We start from the raw sequence: 19,380 nt of genomic DNA, 5'->3' as shown, positions 1-19,380 counted from the left end.
TTCACCGCGGAGTGGTTAGCGTTGAGAGAACCCGTGGACCATCGCTCTCGCAACAAGCGGGTGGCTGATGCGGTGCGGGCCTATTTCTCCGGCCGCAGCGAGCTGGCGGTCGTCGATCTCGGCGCCGGGACCGGCTCCAATCTTCGCGCAACCGCGCCTTTGCTTCCGCCCGCGCAACATTGGACGGTGATCGATCACGATGCGGCGTTGCTTGAGGAAATAGAGCCAACCACTTCGGCGATCGAGATCGATCGGGAGCAGATCGACCTCGCGGCTGACCTTGCACAGGCATTTTGCTTATCCGCCCCTTGCGCGCTCGTCACCGCCTCAGCCCTGTTCGATCTCGTATCAGCCCCATGGGTCGAACAGTTCGTGGGCTTCGTCGCCAGCCGCAGGCTGCCTCTTTATGTGAGCCTTATTTATACGGGCGTAGAGCGATGGCTGCCGCTCCACGGGTTAGATCCAGACGTTCTGGCGGCCTTCCTGCGGGATCAGAGGCGGGATAAGGGCTTTGGTCCTGCCCTGGGCCCTGATGCCTGGAACTGGCTGGTGACGCTGCTCGAGGCGCGGGGCTATCAAATCGTCATGGGACCGAGCGACTGGCAGCTGACAACCGCCGACGGCCAGCTGATCCGGGCGCTTGCCCATAGTATTGCCGATGCGGTCGCGCGCGAGGGAAGCCTTCCCACTCGCGATGTCGAGGACTGGCGTCAGGCGCGAGAGACCGCCCAGGCCTGCGCCATCGGGCATAAGGACATCTTTGCCATTCCGGACCGGCCACAGCGTGTCCGGCCCCATGCTCCCGCCAAGAGTTTCGGCGCGAGGCCGTGAGGGCAAAAGGCACCTGCTTCAGGGGGTGGACCGCAAATCACAGTCGAGCAGCACATCGCCGCCGGGCAAGGGATGGGCTTGCATACGCGGCCGCAGGGCATGGGTCAGAGTTGAGATTGGCGGCAGGTTGAGCCCAGTCTTGCCCGACCCAATAATAATCGGAGCGAGCAGAACATGAAGGCGGTCGAGCGCGCGGGCGGCGATGAAGGACGAAACGGTCCGCGCACCGCCTTCGACGAGCAGCCGTCGCAGTCCACGCTGCATCAGCGCCGCCACGATTTGATGCGGATCGAATGCGTTACCATATAGGGGCAAAGTGATGACATCCGCGCTTGTCGCAGCACAGGAGCTGGTTTCGCACGTCACTCGGATCACCGGACCGAAACCATCGGTGAGGCACCGGGCCTCAGCAGGGGCCCGGCCATGGGGATCGATGATGACCCGCACCGGTGTCGCACCCTCAACCCGGCGCACGGTGAGCTGAGGATCATCGGCGATGACGGTGCCGACGCCAACGATCACGGCATCCACTTCGGCCCGGAGGCGATGCAGATGATCCAAAGCGGCCGGACCGTTGATATAGCGGGAGGCACCGGTGACGGTGGCAATGCGTCCATCCAGAGATTGCCCCAGCTGGGCTATCACGAAGGCCTTTTGGGGATCGGATTGTGCAATCGGCGAGAACGCGGCCTCATACTGCGACATCGAAAACCTACTGTGCGGCGATAGCAATTTGCTTCTCTTGCTGAACCCTATAGTAATCGGATTGGCGCTTCACTCCGAGAGTAAGCTCGCGTCCAGAGGCAAATCTTGATGGTGTCCTCCACACATAAGGCAGTTAGCCAATTCATGACCCTTTTGGGAGATTCCGAGACGCTCGCCGTCGAACGCAGCATGGGGGAGCTGCGCGCCGGCCGGCCAGTGCTCGTCTCACAAGGCGATGCGGTGAGTGTGGTGGCCGCTGTCGAGACGCTGGATGAAGCGTTCCTTGCCAAGCTCGAAGCAGTGGCTTCGGGACCGCTGCGGCTGGTCATGACCTCGGCGCGCTGGCGCCATCTCGGGATGGTTGCCGATCGTGGGGCCGCAGTGATTCTAGATCAGCCGATCAACACGAAGCGGCTCGCCGAGCTCGTTACAAGCGATACAACGGACGTTACAGAAGACCTGTCGGCGCCCACCGCCATCGAACTTGCGTCGCTCGATCTCGTCCGGCTGGCCCTGCTTCTGCCGGCGGTCATCACCGTGCCGGTGAGCACGGCCACGCGCGAGAAGCTCGCCGCTCTCTGCCGGGTCAACACGGTTGCGGTCGAGGCCTATCGTGCAAGCCGGGCGGCGCGCGTGCGGATCGTCACGGAAACACCGGTGCCGCTCGAAATGGCCCCTCACTCGAAATTCGTGGTATTTCGCGGGGGCGAGGGGATGCGCGATCAGATCGCGATCCTCATCGGCACCAAGCCCGGCGAGCCCGATCCCACAAAGCCGGTGCTGGTCCGGCTGCACTCGGCCTGCCTCACGGGTGATTTGTTCGGCAGCCTCAAATGCGACTGCGGTGATCAGCTGCGCGGGGCCATGGCGCATATGGCCGAACATGGCGGCGGTGTGATCCTCTATCTCGATCAGGAGGGTCGCGGGAACGGGATCTCGAACAAGCTTCGGGCCTATCGGCTGCAGGCTGAAGGGCATGATACGTTCGAGGCCGACGAGATCCTCGGTTTCGACATGGATCATCGCCGTTTCGAATTTGCCGCGAGCATGCTCAAGCAGCTGGGCTTCGAGACGATAACACTGCTCACCAACAATCCGGCCAAGATTGCGGCGCTGCAGCAATCGGGGCTTACGGTTGTCGGCTCGCAGCGGCTGACAGGCCGGCTCAATATCTATAATCGCGGCTATCTCCAGGCCAAGCGCGAGCGTGCCGGGCATATGATCGATAAAGCGCTGCTGAACGCCGCAAAGGCCGGAGAATAGGCAGAGAACCGGCCCGTTTGGCCGTGTTGCGACTTGAGCACTGTTCGCAAGCCTTGTGACATGCGCCAAGTCGCGCGGTTTGGCGCGCTGTGCTATAGGCACGAGCCCGATCTGATCATGACGAATTGCCTGGCTTTCCGAAATCATGGCTGCCCCACTCCTTACGCTTCAGAATATCCAGCTCACCTTTGGCGGCACGCCCCTGCTCACGTCAGCGGATCTGACCGTCGAGCCCGGTGACCGGCTGTGCCTCGTCGGGCGCAACGGCTCGGGGAAATCGACGCTCCTCAAGATCGCTGCCGGCTTCATCGAGGCCGATAGAGGCGAGCGGGTGGCGCAATCAGGCGTCACCATCCGCTATCTGCCGCAGGAGCCGGATTTCGGCGGGGCGCCAACGACGCTCGCCTATGTCGAGGCGGGGCTTGGACCTGCGGATGATGCCTATCGCGCCCAATATCTTCTCAACGCACTCGGCCTGACGGGTACCGAGGATCCCGCCACGCTCTCCGGGGGCGAAGCCCGGCGCGCGGCGCTGGCCCGGGTGCTCGCGCCCTCGCCGGACATCCTTCTGCTGGACGAGCCCACCAACCATCTCGATCTGCCGGTGATCGAATGGCTGGACAGCGAGCTCTCCGCGATGCGGTCGGCGATCGTCATCATCAGCCATGATCGCCGCTTCCTCACCAATCTCTCCAAGGCGACCGTGTGGCTCGATCGCGGTCTGACGCGGCGCATCGATCGGGGCTTTTCTCATTTCGAGGCCTGGCGCGATGAGGTGCTCGAACAGGAGGAGCGCGACCGCGAGCGGCTCGACAAGAAGATCGCGATGGAGCTCGAATGGGTGCGCTATGGGGTGACCGCCCGACGCAAGCGCAATATGGGCCGGTTACGCGGGCTCGAGGAGCTTCGGCAGAAGCGGGCCGAGCAGCGGCGCGTGCAGGGCGTGGCGCGCATGGCCGCATCCGAAGCGGAAGCCTCCGGCAAGCTGGTGATCGAGGCAAAGGATCTCAGCAAGTCCTTCGATGGAGTGCCCATCGTCCGCGAGTTTTCGATCAGGATCGGCCGTGGCGATCGGGTTGGGATTGTCGGGCCCAATGGCGCGGGAAAGACCACGCTGCTTGCGCTGCTCACCGGGATCATGGCCCCGGACAGCGGCACTATCAGACTTGGCACGAATCTCGAAATGGTGAGCCTTGACCAGAAGCGTTCGGCGCTCGATCCGAGCTGGACCCTCACGGAGGCCCTCACCGGCGGGCGGGGCGATACGGTCTTCGTCAACGGGCAGCCCAAGCATGTCATCAGCTATATGAAGGATTTCCTGTTCACGCCGGAGCAGGCGCGCACACCTGTGCATGCCTTGTCAGGGGGCGAACGGGGCCGCCTGATGCTGGCACGGGCTTTGGCGCAGCCCTCCAATCTCCTGGTGCTGGACGAGCCGACCAATGATCTTGATCTCGAAACGCTCGATCTGCTCGAAGAGCTGCTCAGCACTTATGAAGGCACCGTGCTGCTGGTCAGTCACGATCGCGACTTTCTCGACCGGGTCGTCACCTCGGTGATCACGCCGGAGAGCCTGAACGAGGTCAAGCGCGGGCGCTGGATCGAATATGCGGGCGGCTATTCGGATATGATCGCTCAACGAGGCCAGGATCTCGGCGGCCGGCCGCGAATGGGCGAGAAGAAGCCGGCAGCCACTATAGGACTGCGCCCTGAAAAAGCAGCATCCACCCCGCAGCAGGTGCCGAGCAAGCGACGGCTCTCGCCCAAGGAGCAGCATAATCTCAAGGTGCTGCCGGGCCGGATCGAGGCCCTGCAGGGTGAGGTTGCGATGCTGCAGGCGAAGCTTGCATCGGCGGATTTCTACGCCAAGGACGCAGGCGGCTTTGCAGCCACCGCGCAAGCTCTGGAAAAAGCTCAGGTGGCGCTTGCCGAGGCGGAAGAGGCTTGGCTCGAGCTCGAAATTTTACGCGAGGAAATCGAGGGCTGATCGGGATCTTGCCCCCCGGGACTGGGAAGCGAGGGGCTAGAGATCGCGCACTCGAAGATAAGCGAAAGCCCTCTAGGCTGCGGCGCCCCGGTTATGGGCCCTGGTGTCGAAGAAGAGGGCCTGGCTGATCATGGCCTTCACCATATCGGGCTGGAATGGCTTGGTGATCAGGAAGGTGGGTTCCGGGCGATCTCCGGTCAGCAGCCGTTCGGGATAGGCAGTGATGAAGATCACCGGCACCTCGAGCCCGCCGAGAATCTCATTGACTGCATCAAGGCCCGAGCTTCCATCCGCCAGCTGGATATCGGCGAGGATGAGGCCGGGCCGCTTCTTCTGGACCTCGCCAACCGCTTCCTTGTGGGTGCGCGCGATGCCCAGGACCGAATGGCCAAGACCCTCGACGAGCGCCTCCAGATCCATGGCGATGATCGGCTCATCCTCGATGATCAAAATCTCGGTCGCCACCTGCCGGGCGATCTCGCGACCTGCCGTATCCAGGAGCTCGTCCAGCTCCTCCGGGGAAACATCGAGAATGGTCTGAACCTGATCGGGCGAAAAGCTCTCGACAGCGGTGAGCAAGAAGGCTTGGCGGGGGCGCGGGGGCAGCTGCTCCAGCCGACGCTCGGCCATGGCCGCAGGACTTGCACCGGGGCCATCTTCGCGCTGGTTCACTTCAAGGGATTGCCAGATCTTCAGGAAGGTCTTGAACAGGGCAACGCGCGGGTCCTGGTCTGACGGAAAGGAGGAGGGATCAGCGATGATCGCCTCCAGCGTGGCTGCAACATAGGCATCACCGCTGCTCTGATTGCCGCAAAGCGCACGGGCGAAGCGCCTCAGATAAGGGATATTCGGGGCAATCTTCTCAGTAAGCGGCATTGGTTCCCTCTCTGATACCACCGGTGGGGTTCGGGCCGGAGCAGCCGCAACCTCAGCCGCGACAGCGCCCGATGAATAAGTTGGCACCCGCTAAACGAATGGGCCATCAAAAAGTTCCCCGGCTCAGGGAACCGGTCCAGAGCATCCGGCGTTAAATTCTACCGGTGGGGCCAGTGCGCTGTTCCGGCAAAAAGGGGCCTTGCGAAATGGACGATCATGGTGACCAGGGAAAATGATGACATGGGGGCGAGCGTCGATCCCTCGACCAATTTGGAAGAGCAAAGAGGCGACCAGAACAATCCGGTAGTGGATAAGAAAATCCAGGAAAGGCTCGGACGCCAGCTCAAGGCCCTTTACGAGGACGTTGTCAAGCAACCGATCCCCGATCGCCTGCTGAACCTCATGGCTCAGCTAGAGGCGCAGAAGAAAGGGTCGGATGACGCATGACCGTATCAGGTAATCTGCGGACATTGCTGATCAGCCAGATCCCCAATCTGCGCGCCTTCGCCTATTCGCTATGCGGCAATAGCGACGAGGCGGATGATCTCGTTCAGGAGACATTGATGCGCTCCTGGGCCAATATCGAGAGCTTCCAGGAAGGCACCAATCTCAGGGCATGGCTGTTCACGATCCTGCGCAACGCCTTCTATTCCGAGCGAAGACGGCGGCGCAACGAGGTCGATAACGGGGAAGGGGAGGCTGAAACCAGGCTCGTCGACATTCCCCGCCAGGACAGCCACATGGATTTCCAGGATTTTCGCGCCGCCCTCGCCGATCTGCCGGAAGAGCAGCGCGAGGCCCTCATCCTGGTGGGCGCCTCCGGCTTTTCCTATGAGGAAGCAGCGGAGATCTGCGGCTGCCGGGTCGGCACGGTGAAAAGCCGGGTGAGCCGCGCGAGGCGTCGCCTCATCGAGCTCCTCGCGCTCGAAAACGCAGGGGAATTCAGCAACGACGCCACGTCCGAGGCGGTGCTGAGCCTTGCTGGAACCGCATCCTCGCAATTTCAAAGACGGTGAGTGGACGCGATCCCAGTCGCGCCCATCTGGACAAGCCACGGCACTCTCGCCGCCGACAGGAGGCCGGCTAGAGCGTTTCGCCACAAGAACAGCGAAGCTCTAGCCCCTCGCCATGAGACCGGTCGTTGCAGCTTGGCGCGCCTTGGTGGGTGCCAAATCCACCGGAGGCGTTGAGCGGGGCCAAATTACACAACCTTAAGTAGGAAAACTCTGATCAGCCATTTAAGGTCGGCGTGCTCTGAAATTTGGAGGCACATTATGACTTTCGCTCCGGTGATGACCCAAGACCCCGCTTCGGTGGATATAAGCGGCTCTGGTTCCAATGGAGGCACGGTCGAGACAATCGTCGTGAAGTCTTGGAACCCGTTCCCGCCGGTCTTTCACCTGCATCACCCGGCGGTCGCGCAGGAACCTGTCCAGCCGGCCGACCATCTCAACGCCACCGAGTCCAGCTGGACCCACTAAGCCCCAAGGTTTCAACCGGACTGGCCGGCGAGTAAGCTTCGCGCGGCCAGTTCCCTTGCTCGCATTTTCTTCACGCGAACCGGTACCCGCTTCGCTCGAAAATGCTCTAAGGTCCCGGGCTGATCAGCGGAGGGGAATGGCATGGCCGAATGGACCAAGGATGAGAGCGGCATGATCCTGCTCCGGCCGCTCGCGGGCTATGAGACGGCGGTCGTGGCGGAGACAGCCTGCGCCCTGCGCATCGAGCATGGCTCGGGTCATGCGGAAAAACCCGGGCTCGAAGCGGTGCAGCTCGTGCTCACCTCCGCGCAGGCACGCGCATTGGCGGGCGCGCTTTTGCGCATGGCAGACCGGGCAGAGCGCCTGCCGCCGCCTGGAACCCCAAGAAACTGAGCGGGCGAGGGGATAAGCACCGCTTATCATTGATTGCGCCGCGCTCTCCGCGCATTATTCACTCAGAGAGAATCAAGCTACACGTCGGCGCAGCGGGCGAGACCGGGGAAACAGCTATGAAACAGTATGTTTTAGCGCTAGCGCTGGCGCTCCTGCTGGCCGGCTGCGGAGGCCCAACCCTGCGCGATGAGCCGCCGGTGGCGAGCTGGGTGGCGAAGCGGCCATTCAAGGCCAGCATCGCCTGCGTTGTCGGCGCGCTGGACCGGGCCTTCGAGCAATCATCCCCGGCCGGCCTGCCGATCCTGCATCGGGTGAGCATCCAGGAGCCCAATGTCATCGCCAAGGTCGCGCCTCTCTACGGCGACAACCTCATTGGGCCGTTGCGGCCCTATTGGGTGCGCCTCATGGTGCTGTCCCAGGGCGAAACGGTGGTTGATCTCTACGTCTTCCCCGAGTGGGAGGGACCGGTGCTCGCAGCGCTCAGGCCTTGCTTTTGAGTGAGAGTGCCCTCGAAGCAATGGCGTTGAGGGAAGTTGCGAGATCATCGCACAATGCCGTCGCAATCCATGGCTCTCGGCGGGATCTGTGCGCGTATCGACATTGCGGGGTTTGCAAGGCCGCGAGCGGATGATAGAACCCGGTCCGGCCTAAGGCATATCAGCGGGCTTTGCCCTGATCGCGCTGGAGGGGTGGCCGAGTGGTTTAAGGCAGCGGTCTTGAAAACCGCCGTGCGTGCAAGCGCACCGTGGGTTCGAATCCCACCCCCTCCGCCAACCGCCGCCGATTGCCCCCTGTGGTGCGAGATTTCCGCCGATTGCCGCACTCGCAGCTCTAACGCACGCTTGACCGTCGAGACGCGTGGCACTCGTTGCATGCAAACTCGCTTTTACAGGGTCGACACGGGAGCAGCGGTGTAGCAAAGGGTGTGTGGAAACACACTGGGGCGCGGCCTCGCCAGCCCTGTACCGCTTTGTGCGACGTCAGATGCGCCACCCCGGCCATAAGCTAGGGGGCGACCAGCTCCGCGAGCTTGGCCGCGACGTCTGCCATCGGCTCTTCTGCAGTGCTCAAGCCGCTTCGCGAGCCGAGTAGGGGGCTGACTTCACGAAGAGCTTCGTACGTCGTGTCGTGCACGATGGGAACGAGCAGGTCACGCGCCAACAGTGCAGATAACTCTTTCTCAGCGACGCCCTCTCCTTGGATGCGGCGCAGCAGAGCAGGGGTTACCAGCACGATCCCGATTCGCGACTTCGCCAGTCCCTTGTCGATTTCGCGGAGCAACGTCGTGCCGAGGGAGACGTCCTTCTCGCTGAACCAGACAGAGACACCGTGCGACTCGAGCAGATCGTGCAGCTGCTTGGCGGCCCCTTTCCGGTCGTCCCACGCGTGGCAGAGAAAGACATCTCGACGGTCAGGTAGGAGCGGTCGATTCTCGACGCTGCTGCGGATTGGCGTGAGTGATCGCACCTGTGCGTCCGTGTACACGACGGACGAACCTGCTGGCGACCATCTCGGTTTCCTGCTGCTGCCGGACCCACCTCCACTGCTCCGGCCGCCTCCGCTACTCGCTGACGAAGAGTAGGGTCGGTACGAGTACGACCCGTAGCCGCTATGGCGGCTAATGCCGCCACCACACGCTGGGCAGGCCGCTCGACCGCTCGCTGTGCGATGGCCATGTACTGGTGCTGTGCATCTTGCCATGGGGTTGACGATACCTAATGCCCTGGCCGCTCTCAACCGCTAACGTAAGCGACTTCGCCCCTCGGCTGTGGCTCCTCCGGCCTGATCTTACGATCTGGTCGGCAGGGCTAAGTCGGTGGCGTTCAGCCGTGGGCAAGGCCGACGGCCGGGCGCTGCTACAAGCCCTGTTTGATGATTCGGATTAGCAGGGTGGGTGACCTCCTGCCCCTGACGGCCACTTGAGTGGCCGCAAACCGGCGCTGGCCGTCGTCCGAGTGTGGATGTACGCAATGGCCAAGAGCGAACCGTGCAAAAACCACCGCAATTCGGACATTCGCTCTCACCTTCATCGACAGCTAGACCCAGCTTTCCGTTGCGTCGGCTTCGGCCCGCCAGTTGGGCCGTTCACGACGCGTAATCTCGCCGCCAATCGTTCTCAGCTGTCCTGAAGCGTTACAAGCCACCAAGGAACGTACGGCGTGGCAGCCCGCGGGCGGGCTCGATCAGCCCGTGATCGCCCGCGGCTTCGTTGTCTCAGCTTACGCCAGGCCCGCCTTTTCGCGCGCCTGGAAGGCATGAACCGCCGCTTCCATGGTCACGAACTCGGCGCCCTTCGACATCAGACCCTCGATGAGGCGCTCGAGGAACAGCATTCTGTGGCCGCGGCCGATCACATAGGGATGGCAGGTATAGGTGAGCACGCCCCAATCGCAGGTCCGGCGCATATATTCGAAATCGTCCAGCCAGTTCGAGAGCACGCCATTGGTGTTCATCAGCGCGTTGGTGACGCTGGTCGGCGTGCGCATGAACTCGAAATGCGGGAAGTCATCGAGGCTCCAGGCGACGGGCATTTCATAGAGATTGGTGACGGTTCCGAACTCCATCGGGCGGTCGACATAGACCTTGTCGCCCTGCCGGACCCGATAGGGCGAGTGATCATGGGCCATCATGCTGCTGTCATAGAGATAACCATGCTTCAGCAAGAGATCGACGGTGTTGTCGCTGAGATCCCATGAGGGCGAGCGATAGCCGGCCGGACGGCGGCCCCAGAATTTCTCGACCGCTTCCCCGCCCTTCACCAGGCTCTCTTCTTCCTGCTCTCTCGAGAGATTTGAGGGGGGAACATGGGTATAGCCATGATTGCCCATCTCATGGCCGGCTGCGACGATCGCCTCGACGCTGCGTGGATAGGTCTCGATGACAATTCCGGGCGTGTAGAACGAGGCGGTGATGCCGTAGCGCTTGAGCAGCTCGAGGATGCGGGGAACGGCCACCACGCCGAACTCACCGCGCGAGACCGGCGTCGGGGTCAGCATGCCGCGGGCGGCAAGCCCCGACCATGCGTCGAAGTCAAAGGTCAAGCAGGCCATCAATTTCTTCTGGGTCATCGGTCTTCTCCCGGATGGTGCGGCATGGCTTGGAAATCAGGCATTTTCGAGCGCAAGAATGGTGGCGGCAACCGCTTGGGCCCTCGGCACGAAGGTGCTGAGATCGCAATATTCCTCTGGGGTGTGCGCATTGCCGCCCACGGGGCCCGTGCCACAGACGGTGGGGGCACCCGCCGCCAGGGCAAAGCCGCTATCGGCCGAGCCGCCGGTGGGCTCGCCCTCGATCATGAGACCGAGCGAATGGGCACAGGCGCGATAGGCCTCGATCACCTGTTCGCTCGCCTTGGTCGGGAACAGCGGCAGGAAATTGCTCTCATGGGTGATTTTGGCGGCCGTCCCATCCACATGCACATGATGGATGATATCGGAAATCCGCCTATAGAGCCTCTCCTTATCCACGTGATGGGTGAAGCGGATGTCGAGCTGCGCCTTCACGTAAGGGGCGACCGTGTTGATCGACTGGCCGCCATGGACAGTCCCCACATTGGCGGTGACGCCCGTGGCCGGATCGGTGAGGGCGTGGAGCTCGATGATCTTGCGGGCGAGGGCTTCGATGGCGCTGCGGCCCTTGTCATGATTGACGCCGGAATGGGCGGGAATGCCCGTGACCTCGAAATCGATGAAGAAGGCGCCCTTGCGCTCGCTGACGAAATTGCCGCTGACACGGCCCGGCTCCGCATTGAACACCGCGCGCGCATGCCTCGCCATCTCGGTGATGAGCGTGCGCGAGGCGGGGGAGGCGATCTCCTCGTCGCAGGTGTAAAGCACCTGGATCGGGCGGGTTGAAATTTTGAGCTCGGCAAAGGCCTTGGCGATGAAGGTGTTCATCACCAGGCCCGATTTCATATCGGCGACGCCGGGCCCATGGGCCATGCCGTCTGTCACGGAATAGGGCCGGGCAGCAGCCGTGCCCTTCGGGAAGACCGTGTCCATATGGCCCATGAGCAGGTAATGGTCGCGCGATGGGCCGGCTTCACCTTGAACGGCGGCGACGAGGCAGGTGCCATATCCCGGCTGCGGATAAAGTCTCGTTTGAAGGCCCGAGCCTTGAAGGGCCTCCTCGAAATGACGCGCGACGGTTGCAAGGCCCGCTTCGTCGCGGCTGCCGCTGTCGGCATTGACCACCTTTTCCAGCAGGCTGAACATCTCTGCTTCATGGCCTTCCAGCCAGGCCAGAACCTCGCTACGCGCGGAATGATTTGACGCCATTTGATCCTCAGTGAAGACGCGCAAACATGCGCGCTGTCGAAATGCTCCGGGATGGTCAGCCTGCTGGCAAAAGGCGCGAGGCCTCGTATCCCCAGCCGAATGTCACAGTCTCGCCAATGCTCGGATGGGCGCCGGCAGCGCCAGTGGCAGCATTGGTCGCCAGCGCGATATAGCGAAGGCTAGCACCATCCGTGAGATGGTAATAGGTCAGGGCACCGGTATAGATGACATGGGTGACGGTGCCGGTTGCGACATTGAACCCCTCGCTCGGCAGATCGGACAAGACGATATTCTCCGGCCTGATCAAGACGCTGACCTCTTGGCCCACGGCAATGCCGGCTGCGTGTGGGACCGTCACCAAAGACCCGCTGCCCTGCAGCCGGACCTTGGCCAGCGGTGCCTCGACAGTTTCCACTCTGCCCTTCAGGGCATTTGAAATGCCAATGAAATCGGAAACGAAGGGGGTGGCGGGCTGCCGGTAGATTTGCTCGGGCGTGCCGACCTGGACGATGCACCCACTCTCCATCACCACGATCCGATCCGAAAGGGTGAGTGCCTCTTCCTGGTCATGCGTGACAAAAATGGTCGTGATGCCGACCTCGCGCTGGAGCGAGCGGATTTCTATCTGCATCTGCTCTCTCAGCTTCTTGTCCAAGGCGCCGAGCGGCTCGTCCAGAAGCAGGACATCGGGCTTGGTCACGATGGCGCGCGCCAGTGCCACGCGCTGGCGCTGGCCACCGGAGAGCTGCGAGGGAAGGCGGTCGCCCTGGCTGTCCAACCGGACGAGGCGCATGACATCCTTGACGTTGCGGTCGATTTCGCTGCGCGGCTGCTTCCGCATCGACAATCCGAACGCGATGTTCTGGTAGACCGTCATGTGCGGGAAAAGGGCGTAGTTCTGGAACACCATGCCAATGTTGCGCCGATAGGTGGGCACATTGTTCACGCGTGTGTTGCGAATGGTGATCTCGCCCTCGTCAGGCTCCTCCAGGCCTGCGATCATGCGCAGGGTCGTGGTCTTGCCGCAGCCGCTGGGGCCGAGGAAGCTCACCATCTCGCCACGGTCAACGGAAAGCGAGATCCCGTTGACCGCCAGAACCCGGCCGTACCATTTCTTCACGGCCGTCAAGCGCACATCTGACATTCGGACTGTCCTGACGATGCCGCTACGCCTTGAGCGTGCGGTCGATCAAAGCCTTGTATTTCGGGAGCTGGCTGCCGATCTCCGCGAAATCCGGACGGATCAGCTTGGCGACCGCCTCATCCACGGTGACGATACCGGCCTGCCGGTCGCTTTCCGGAATGACCACGGTCTTGTTGACCGGCGAGAAGAAGCCGCGCTTGATGGCGGCGAGCTGGAAATCCTCGCTGAGCCAGGTGTTCATATAGGCCTGGGTGAGGCGCGAGGTGCCCTTATCGAAGCCTTTGCACAGCTGCATGTGGCAGGCCCACTGCACGGCCCCTTCTTCCGGAATGGTGAAGGCCACGTTCTTGCCCTGGCTGCGGGCCAGTTCCGCCCAGGCGCCCCAATGCGGGGCAAGCCACACCTCGCCGCGATGGACGAGATCTTCCTCGACGATCGGGGAGGACACCCAGGCGCCGATATTCTGCTTGTGGGGGGCCCAGGCCTTGATGCCTTCCGCCACATTGGGACCTTTGCCGCTGGCCACAGCCGCCATGACATAGGCGTCGAAATAGGCATCCCACATGGAGACCCGGCCCTCATAGTCCGGCTTGAACAGGTCGAGCCAGGATTTCGGCTTCTCGACCTTGTCCGGGTTGTACATGATGCCGTAAGGGCTGATGAGGAAGGGGATGCCGAAGCCGCCCGGGGTCATGACGACCTCCGGAACGGTGTCGCGGTAGGTCATGATCTCCGGATCGAACTTCTCCCACATGTCGTCGGCGATGCCGCGCTGGGCGAAATAATCATTGATCATCGCGCCCGAAATCACCGGCCGGCTCTTCTGGGCCAGCATGCGCGGATAGGATGTGGCGTTGTTGGAGTCGATGACCTCGACGGTCAGGTTGGGGGCGAGCTTTTTCGCCGCGGGCGTCGAGATCTCATTGCACAAAGTAGGCAGGATGCCGGGCTGGGACAGGATCGTCAGCTTGGAAACCTCTGCTTCCGTTTCGGCGGCCAGCACTTCTGCGAAGCGGGTCGCGGCGACCGTGCCAACGCCGGCCAGCAACAGGGACTTGAGAATTGTGCGCCGGGACGGGCTGGTGCCAAAATTCTTAAGCAGGTAGCGCTCTTCGTGATCGAGCTTTTTCATCGATTTCTCCTTTCACCCCTAATCCGTCCGATTAGTGTCGGAACTGCTTCTGCATGCCGATGAACCGTTCAACGAGAACGATGACCACGGCGGTAAAAGCAACGAGCATTGCCGAGATGGCCGCCACCGTCGGATCCATCTGAAACTCGGTGTAGTAGTAGATCTCGAGCGGCAGGGTCATCACACCCGGCCCGACGAGGAACAGCGAGATCGTGAATTCATCAAAGGAGATGATCGCCGCAAAGACCGCACCGGCGATGAGGCCCGGCCGCAGCATCGGCAGGGTGACGAGGAAAAAGGCCTTGAGCGGGTTCGCCCCGAGCGTGCGCGCGGCTTCCTCATAGGCTATGTCGATTTCGGAAAGGGTTGCCCCGACCGTGCGCACCACATAAGGCACGGTCACGATCACATGCGCAAAGACGAGCCCCCAGAAGGTGCGCACCAACCCTAGGGGCCCGAGCACCATCACCAGGGCCACCGCCAGGACGATGGCTGGAAAGACCAGCGGCGTCATGAAAAGCAGCTCCAGCATTTCGCGACCGGGGAACTTGTGGCGGACGATGGCGAAAGAGGCCAGCGTGCCGATGATCAGGGAAATGGCCGATGCGAGCACCGCAACCGCGATCGTGATCCAAAGCGCATCCCAGAAGGGCTGGTGGTTCCAGGCGGTCTCGAACCATTTGAGCGACAGGCCCTTGGGCGGGAAGGCGAGGGTCGGATCGGTATTGAACGCCGCCGGAATGACGATCGCGATCGGAAGGGCCAGGAACAGCAGCACCAGCCCGACATAGATATTGAGAAGAGTGTCGCTCCTGCGCCTCATCGCTTGGCGTGCCTCCGGATCGCAAAGCCATAGGCAAGGAGAATGAGCAGCGTGGCGAAGGTGAGGATCATCGAGGCGGCAGCACCCAAGGGCCACTCGACCATGACGACCATCTGTTCGTAGATCGAGATCGACATGACGGTCACGTGGCCCCGTCCGAGCCAGATCGGGGTGATATAGGCGCCGATGCACAAGCAGAACACGATGACCGAGCCGGCCGCGATCCCCTGGACCGAAAGCGGCAGCACCACGCGGGTAAAGGTCCTGCGCGGATTGGCGCCCAGGACAGCGGCGGCTTCCATCAGGGATCCGTCGATCTTGCCCAGCACGCTGGCAATCGAGAGCACCATGAAGGGCAGCAGCACATGGACCATGCCGACGACCACGCTCCAGAAGCTCTGCATCAAGCGCACGGGCTCATCGATGATGCCCAGAGCCAGCAGGGCCGCATTCACCAGCCCCTCATTGCCGAGCAGGATCGTCCAGCCAATGGTGCGGACGACGATGCTGACGAGCAGCGGTGATACAACCCCAAGAAAGACCAGATGCTTGAAGCGCGACTGGCTGCGCGCCAGAAACCAGGCGACGGGATAGCCGATAATGGCGGTGAGGAGCGTCACCACCAAGGCAAGCCCGAAGGTGCGCAGGGCGATGCCGATGAAATAGCTGTCGGTGACAAATTGAAGGTAATGGGTCAGCGTCAGCGCCGTCTCGCCGGGATATTTGTCCAGCAGCGACATGTGGATCATGGTCGCGAAGGGCCAGATGAGACCCGCGCCCAGCAGCACCACGCCCGGAAGCACCAGCGCCAGGATCTCGATGGTCCGCTTGGAACGGCTAGTGGTCGCGCTCATTTGCAGCGAGCCTTCAGTTCACCCATTGGCCGCCGTCGACATCGAGGATCTCGCCTGTCATGTAACAGGGCTCCATTGTGGCCAGGAATTCGACGACGACCGCCACGTCGTCCGGTGTCCCGACCCGGTTTAAGGGAACGGATTGCCGGATCGCTTCCTCGCGGGTCGCGATCAGCTGCTCGGTCAGGTTGGTGCGAATGGATCCCGGACAGATCGCATTGACGGTCACGTGGGGGGCGAGCTCCTTGGCCAAGGCGCGGGTCAGGCCAAGAATCCCGGCCTTTGACGCGCAATAGGCAAATTTGCTCACCGCCGAGGGTGCACCACCCGTGCCGGCGCTGACGGAAGACATGTTGATGATCCGGCCATATTGAGCCTGGACCATGTGGGGGGCTACCGCCTTGCACCAGTTGAAGACGCCCTTGAGATTGACCGCGAGGGTCCGATCCCATTCCGCTTCCGTAATCTCAAGGATGGTTTTGGGCTGAGAGATGCCGGCATTGTTCACCAGCACATCGATACGGCCGAACCGCTGAATGACCGCCTGGCAATGGGAAGTGACCGTTGCGAACTCACTGACATCACCGGGAAGGATGATGGCCGGCTGTCCGGCCCTACTCCATTCCGCCGCGAGTGCATCGAGTGCCGGGCCACTCAGATCCGCAAGGCCCAGGGCATAGCCTTTCTGGGCGAGCCTTCTTGCAGATGCAAGCCCGATCCCGGCAGCCGCGCCGGTGATGACTGCGACTTTCTGTTGTGCGCTCATTGGCCTTGCCCCATGCCTCTGCCGCTCGCCCGTCGCCCAAAGAAAGCACAGTTCGGGCCGGCCTTGCAATAAATGTTGCAACGATGCTTGTGGGAAAGGATGGCATCCGCAGGCCGAGGGCGCTACATGATCAGTCGCAAGAGATCCCTGGGTGTGGATATGAACATTCTCCGGCGCATAGAAGATTATCACGGCCGATGGACGCCGAGCGAGGCGCGGCTCGTTGCCTATATCACGCGCAGCTATCCGCAATCGCTCCTGTCGCCTGCAATATCCATTGCAAAGGAATTGGGCATCAGCCCTTCGACCGTCGTACGGCTATTCCCCAAGCTCGGCTATGGCTCATTTCTGGACGCGCAGATCGAGGCACGACGCGAGATTGCGCTGAAGCTGTCATCCCCGGCCGAGAGGGCGGATGTGGGCCTTCTCGATGACAGCCTGGTCAATACGCTGGATGCATCCATCAAGACCGATCTCTCCAACATCACGACGAGCCGGGAGGAGCTGGACGTTGCCGCCTATACGGCCATCGTGGATTGCCTCTGCCGCAAGGATCGCGGCACGATCTATGTGGCGGGCGCCAAGAACAGTTACGCGATCGCCGTCTATCTCCACACCCATCTCAATATGTGCCTGCCCAATGTGGAGCTCTTGCGGCTCGACGGCGCCTTGCAGGCCGATCAGCTGCTCTGGGCCGGACCCAAGGACATCATGCTGATCGTGTCGGTTCGGCGATATGCCCGTGCCACTCTCCATGCAGCCCGGCACTTCCGGCAGCTCGGCGCCAAGATTCTCACGATCACGGACAATGCCTCGGCGCCGGTTGCCGAGCTGGCGGACCACGGCCTCCTGTTCCGCATCGCCGCGGTCTCGCCCTTCGACTCCTTCACGGCTGCCGTGGCGCTCAGCAATGCCATCGTGGCGGGTGTGGCGAGCCGCCGACACAATGACGTGCGCCGGACGCTGCAGCAGGCAGACGCCCTATGGCGCGGTTTCGAGATCTTTGTGTAGCCTGCGAGTGGGTGTGATGCTCACGACGAGCGCTGCAGGGACCGGCCAGTGAGAAAGCCTCCGTCCACCACGATCGTCTCCCCATTCACATAATCCGCGGCGGGGGATGCGAGGAATGCGGCCACATTGGCGATATCGTCCACCCGGCCGATGCGCCCGCTCGGCACCATGGAAATGAACTGCCGGCGGTAGTCTTCCGTCACCAGCCCTTCCTTGGCCTCAACCAGGCCGGGTGCGACGCAGTTCACGCGGATGCCCAAGGGGCCGAATTCCTGCGCGAGCGACTTCGTCATCATGACGACCGCCGCCTTGGAGGCGCTGTAGTGACAGGCGCCAACTCTCGCCGAGAAGGCCGAGGTCGATGCCACATTGACGATGCAGCCCGTGAGGCCCGCCTCGGTAACCGAACGGGCCAGCGCTTGCGCGCAGAAGAAAGAGCCCTTGAGATTGGTGTCGAGCACCTGGTCCCAATTCTCTTCCGTCATCGCAAGCGCGGGATGATTGGGGTAGATCCCCGCGTTGTTCACGAGCACCGTGGGCACCCCCAAACCTGCCTTGGCCTTCGCGAACAGGTCGGCAATATCCGGGAGCCGGCGGACGTCGCATCCAACGCCAATGGCCGTTTTGCCTTCCGCAGTGAGCGCTGCCGCCATTGCCGAGGCCTCGTCGGCGAGATAGTCGCCGATCGCGATGGCATAGCCGTCGGCTGCCAGGCGCCGGACGATTGCGGCCCCGATCCCCCTGCCACCGCCCGTGACCACGGCCACGCGATGAGCTGCCATCCGATCATCACTCTTCTTGGGATCACTCGACATGAGATGCAGCCTTCTGCTTGCGGGGAGGGCACTGAGCGACCTAGCAGGTTCCCCATCGATCCGCAATCTCGCGAGTGGCGATCTCTGGCGAGGCCGAGCGTTCTCCCGTCAGCTGCCGGGAACGATGCCGGGCGGCAGTTTCTGGCAATGCTCGGCGATGCGGTCGGGATCGGTGAACCAGATGCGCTCTTTGGTGGCGTGGCCCGCGATGTGCTGTAAGGCCCGCCGCAGGAGTGCCAGGCGGAAGGGCTGACCCGATATGAAAGGATGCAGCATCAGATTGAAGACGAGAGGCTGATCCGCGCTTTGGCGCAGCATCTCCTCGAACTGGTCCACGATCATATCGGCGAATTCGGCCGCATTGGCCTGCCGGTGCAAGATCTGCCCGGAGTCATTGATCTCCATGGGGCCGGGAATGGACAGGATCCGGCCTTGGCGCGTGCGCAGCCAGACCGGCTGATCATCCATGGGCCAGTCGAGGACATAGGCATAGCCGAGTTCCTGCAGCAGATCGGCCGTGTGGCTGCTTTCGAGCACGCCCACGCCGAGCCAGCCTTTCGGCGGGCGTCCTTCCTGACGAGCGATGGTCTGCCTGACCATCTCGATAACGTGGCGCTCGTCATCTTCCCACATCTGCGTCTGGCGCTCGGCATTGGTGCGTCCGTGAGCGACGATCGTCGCATGGCGCTGGCGCAGCGCAGTGAAGATCTCGGGATAGTAATCATAGGCCAGGGAGTTGACAGCGGCGGTGATGGGAAGGCCAAGCTCGTCATAGATTTCAAGCAGGCGCCAGAGACCGACGCGGTAGCCATAGTCGCGCCAAGCATAATTGCGCTGGGTCTGGGGCGCGCCATGATGGAAGGGATCATGACCCTGGCCGGCCTGAAAAGCGAAGGCCTCGATCGCGGTGCCGATCCAGACCGCCAGGCGCTTGCCCTCCGGCCAGGAATAATCGGGGCGGTTGATGATCGGCGAGTAGTCATAGCGGCGCTGAACCGGAAGCAGCATCGGGCGGGTTCCTT

At 62.3% G+C, this 19,380-nt stretch carries 21 protein-coding genes and 1 tRNA gene; 10 read left to right on the top strand and 12 right to left on the bottom strand.

The genetic code is table 11. The features are described from left to right. Positions 1 to 33 precede the first annotated feature (33 nt). Positions 34 to 831 carry an SAM-dependent methyltransferase gene (locus RCF49_RS03645; RefSeq protein ID WP_342642687.1) on the top strand — a complete coding sequence of 266 codons (798 nt, stop codon included), beginning with the start codon at positions 34 to 36 and terminating at the stop codon, positions 829 to 831. 18 nt (positions 832 to 849) lie between these two features. On the opposite strand, the gene RCF49_RS03640 is transcribed toward RCF49_RS03645, so the two are convergent. Then, positions 850 to 1,536: a RibD family protein gene (locus RCF49_RS03640; RefSeq protein WP_342642686.1), complete on the bottom strand. Its 687-nt coding sequence runs from the start codon at positions 1,534 to 1,536 to the stop codon at positions 850 to 852. Between the two features lie 144 nt (positions 1,537 to 1,680). Here RCF49_RS03640 and ribA point away from each other — a divergent pair, with 144 nt between their 5' ends. Together ribA and RCF49_RS03630 are read left to right on the top strand one after the other, a co-directional pair. Continuing rightward, the gene (gene ribA / locus RCF49_RS03635; RefSeq protein WP_342642685.1) at positions 1,681 to 2,799 is read left to right on the top strand and encodes a GTP cyclohydrolase II RibA; all 1,119 of its coding nucleotides are present in this window, start codon (positions 1,681 to 1,683) and stop codon (positions 2,797 to 2,799) included. A 145-nt stretch (positions 2,800 to 2,944) separates the two neighbouring features. Beyond that, positions 2,945 to 4,786 (top strand): ABC-F family ATP-binding cassette domain-containing protein, encoded by a 1,842-nt coding sequence (locus RCF49_RS03630; RefSeq protein ID WP_342642684.1) that lies wholly within the window; start codon positions 2,945 to 2,947, stop codon positions 4,784 to 4,786. Positions 4,787 to 4,858: 72 nt separating this feature from the next. Here RCF49_RS03630 and RCF49_RS03625 read toward each other — a convergent pair whose 3' ends face one another. Continuing rightward, positions 4,859 to 5,662, bottom strand: coding sequence for a response regulator (locus tag RCF49_RS03625; protein WP_342642683.1), 804 nt, complete (start codon positions 5,660 to 5,662; stop codon positions 4,859 to 4,861). A 216-nt stretch (positions 5,663 to 5,878) separates the two neighbouring features. Here RCF49_RS03625 and RCF49_RS03620 point away from each other — a divergent pair, with 216 nt between their 5' ends. The 6 genes from RCF49_RS03620 (at position 5,879) to RCF49_RS03595 (ending at position 8,309) form a co-directional block, all read left to right on the top strand. Further along, positions 5,879 to 6,109: a NepR family anti-sigma factor gene (locus tag RCF49_RS03620; RefSeq protein WP_342642682.1), complete on the top strand. Its 231-nt coding sequence runs from the start codon at positions 5,879 to 5,881 to the stop codon at positions 6,107 to 6,109. Then, the gene (locus tag RCF49_RS03615; protein WP_342642681.1) at positions 6,106 to 6,678 is read left to right on the top strand and encodes a sigma-70 family RNA polymerase sigma factor; all 573 of its coding nucleotides are present in this window, start codon (positions 6,106 to 6,108) and stop codon (positions 6,676 to 6,678) included. Before RCF49_RS03620 ends, RCF49_RS03615 begins: the two co-directional genes overlap by 4 nt. 258 nt (positions 6,679 to 6,936) lie before the next feature. Beyond that, a complete protein-coding gene (locus RCF49_RS03610) occupies positions 6,937 to 7,143 on the top strand; it encodes a hypothetical protein (protein ID WP_342642680.1) in 207 nt (68 codons plus the stop codon). 141 nt (positions 7,144 to 7,284) lie between these two features. Continuing rightward, positions 7,285 to 7,536, top strand: a complete 252-nt coding sequence (locus RCF49_RS03605; protein ID WP_342642679.1) for a chemotaxis protein — start codon at positions 7,285 to 7,287, stop codon at positions 7,534 to 7,536. 116 nt (positions 7,537 to 7,652) lie between these two features. Further along, positions 7,653 to 8,033 (top strand): hypothetical protein, encoded by a 381-nt coding sequence (locus RCF49_RS03600; protein WP_342642678.1) that lies wholly within the window; start codon positions 7,653 to 7,655, stop codon positions 8,031 to 8,033. A gap of 186 nt (positions 8,034 to 8,219) precedes the next feature. Next, positions 8,220 to 8,309, top strand: a tRNA-Ser gene (locus RCF49_RS03595). A gap of 232 nt (positions 8,310 to 8,541) precedes the next feature. Here the strand turns inward: RCF49_RS03595 and RCF49_RS03590 are convergent. The 8 genes from RCF49_RS03590 to RCF49_RS03555 all read right to left on the bottom strand — a co-directional run bounded on the left by RCF49_RS03590 (position 8,542) and on the right by RCF49_RS03555 (position 16,532). Next, entirely contained in the window at positions 8,542 to 9,021 is a 480-nt protein-coding gene (locus RCF49_RS03590; protein WP_342642677.1) for a toll/interleukin-1 receptor domain-containing protein, read from the bottom strand. Between the two features lie 734 nt (positions 9,022 to 9,755). Beyond that, positions 9,756 to 10,604, bottom strand: a complete 849-nt coding sequence (locus tag RCF49_RS03585; protein WP_342642676.1) for a polysaccharide deacetylase family protein — start codon at positions 10,602 to 10,604, stop codon at positions 9,756 to 9,758. 36 nt (positions 10,605 to 10,640) lie between these two features. Next, positions 10,641 to 11,813: a M20 family metallopeptidase gene (locus RCF49_RS03580; protein ID WP_342642675.1), complete on the bottom strand. Its 1,173-nt coding sequence runs from the start codon at positions 11,811 to 11,813 to the stop codon at positions 10,641 to 10,643. 55 nt (positions 11,814 to 11,868) lie between these two features. After that, positions 11,869 to 12,957, bottom strand: a complete 1,089-nt coding sequence (locus RCF49_RS03575) for an ABC transporter ATP-binding protein (RefSeq protein WP_342642674.1) — start codon at positions 12,955 to 12,957, stop codon at positions 11,869 to 11,871. A gap of 22 nt (positions 12,958 to 12,979) precedes the next feature. Continuing rightward, entirely contained in the window at positions 12,980 to 14,089 is a 1,110-nt protein-coding gene (locus RCF49_RS03570; RefSeq protein ID WP_342642673.1) for an ABC transporter substrate-binding protein, read from the bottom strand. Positions 14,090 to 14,120: 31 nt separating this feature from the next. Further along, complete coding sequence (locus tag RCF49_RS03565; RefSeq protein ID WP_342642672.1) at positions 14,121 to 14,912, bottom strand: ABC transporter permease; 792 nt, start codon at positions 14,910 to 14,912, stop codon at positions 14,121 to 14,123. Then, positions 14,909 to 15,766: an ABC transporter permease gene (locus tag RCF49_RS03560; RefSeq protein ID WP_342642671.1), complete on the bottom strand. Its 858-nt coding sequence runs from the start codon at positions 15,764 to 15,766 to the stop codon at positions 14,909 to 14,911. The genes RCF49_RS03565 and RCF49_RS03560 overlap by 4 nt, the downstream gene beginning before the upstream one ends. A 13-nt stretch (positions 15,767 to 15,779) precedes the next feature. Then, on the bottom strand, positions 15,780 to 16,532 hold the full coding sequence (locus RCF49_RS03555; protein WP_342642670.1) for an SDR family NAD(P)-dependent oxidoreductase: 753 nt from the start codon (positions 16,530 to 16,532) through the stop codon (positions 15,780 to 15,782). 126 nt (positions 16,533 to 16,658) lie between these two features. On the opposite strand from RCF49_RS03555, the gene RCF49_RS03550 reads away from it, so the two are divergent. Next, on the top strand, positions 16,659 to 17,543 hold the full coding sequence (locus RCF49_RS03550) for a MurR/RpiR family transcriptional regulator (protein ID WP_342642669.1): 885 nt from the start codon (positions 16,659 to 16,661) through the stop codon (positions 17,541 to 17,543). Positions 17,544 to 17,563: 20 nt separating this feature from the next. Here RCF49_RS03550 and RCF49_RS03545 read toward each other — a convergent pair whose 3' ends face one another. Together RCF49_RS03545 and RCF49_RS03540 are read right to left on the bottom strand one after the other, a co-directional pair. Next, positions 17,564 to 18,358 (bottom strand): SDR family NAD(P)-dependent oxidoreductase, encoded by a 795-nt coding sequence (locus RCF49_RS03545; RefSeq protein WP_342642668.1) that lies wholly within the window; start codon positions 18,356 to 18,358, stop codon positions 17,564 to 17,566. Positions 18,359 to 18,466: 108 nt separating this feature from the next. Continuing rightward, the gene (locus RCF49_RS03540) at positions 18,467 to 19,366 is read right to left on the bottom strand and encodes a polysaccharide deacetylase (RefSeq protein ID WP_342642667.1); all 900 of its coding nucleotides are present in this window, start codon (positions 19,364 to 19,366) and stop codon (positions 18,467 to 18,469) included. Positions 19,367 to 19,380: the final 14 nt, after the last annotated feature.

The sequence above is a fragment of the Rhodoligotrophos sp. CJ14 genome (genome assembly GCF_038811545.1).
Taxonomy (GTDB): domain Bacteria; phylum Pseudomonadota; class Alphaproteobacteria; order Rhizobiales; family Im1; genus Rhodoligotrophos; species Rhodoligotrophos ferricapiens.
This window is presented reverse-complemented; position numbering and strand designations above follow the sequence as displayed.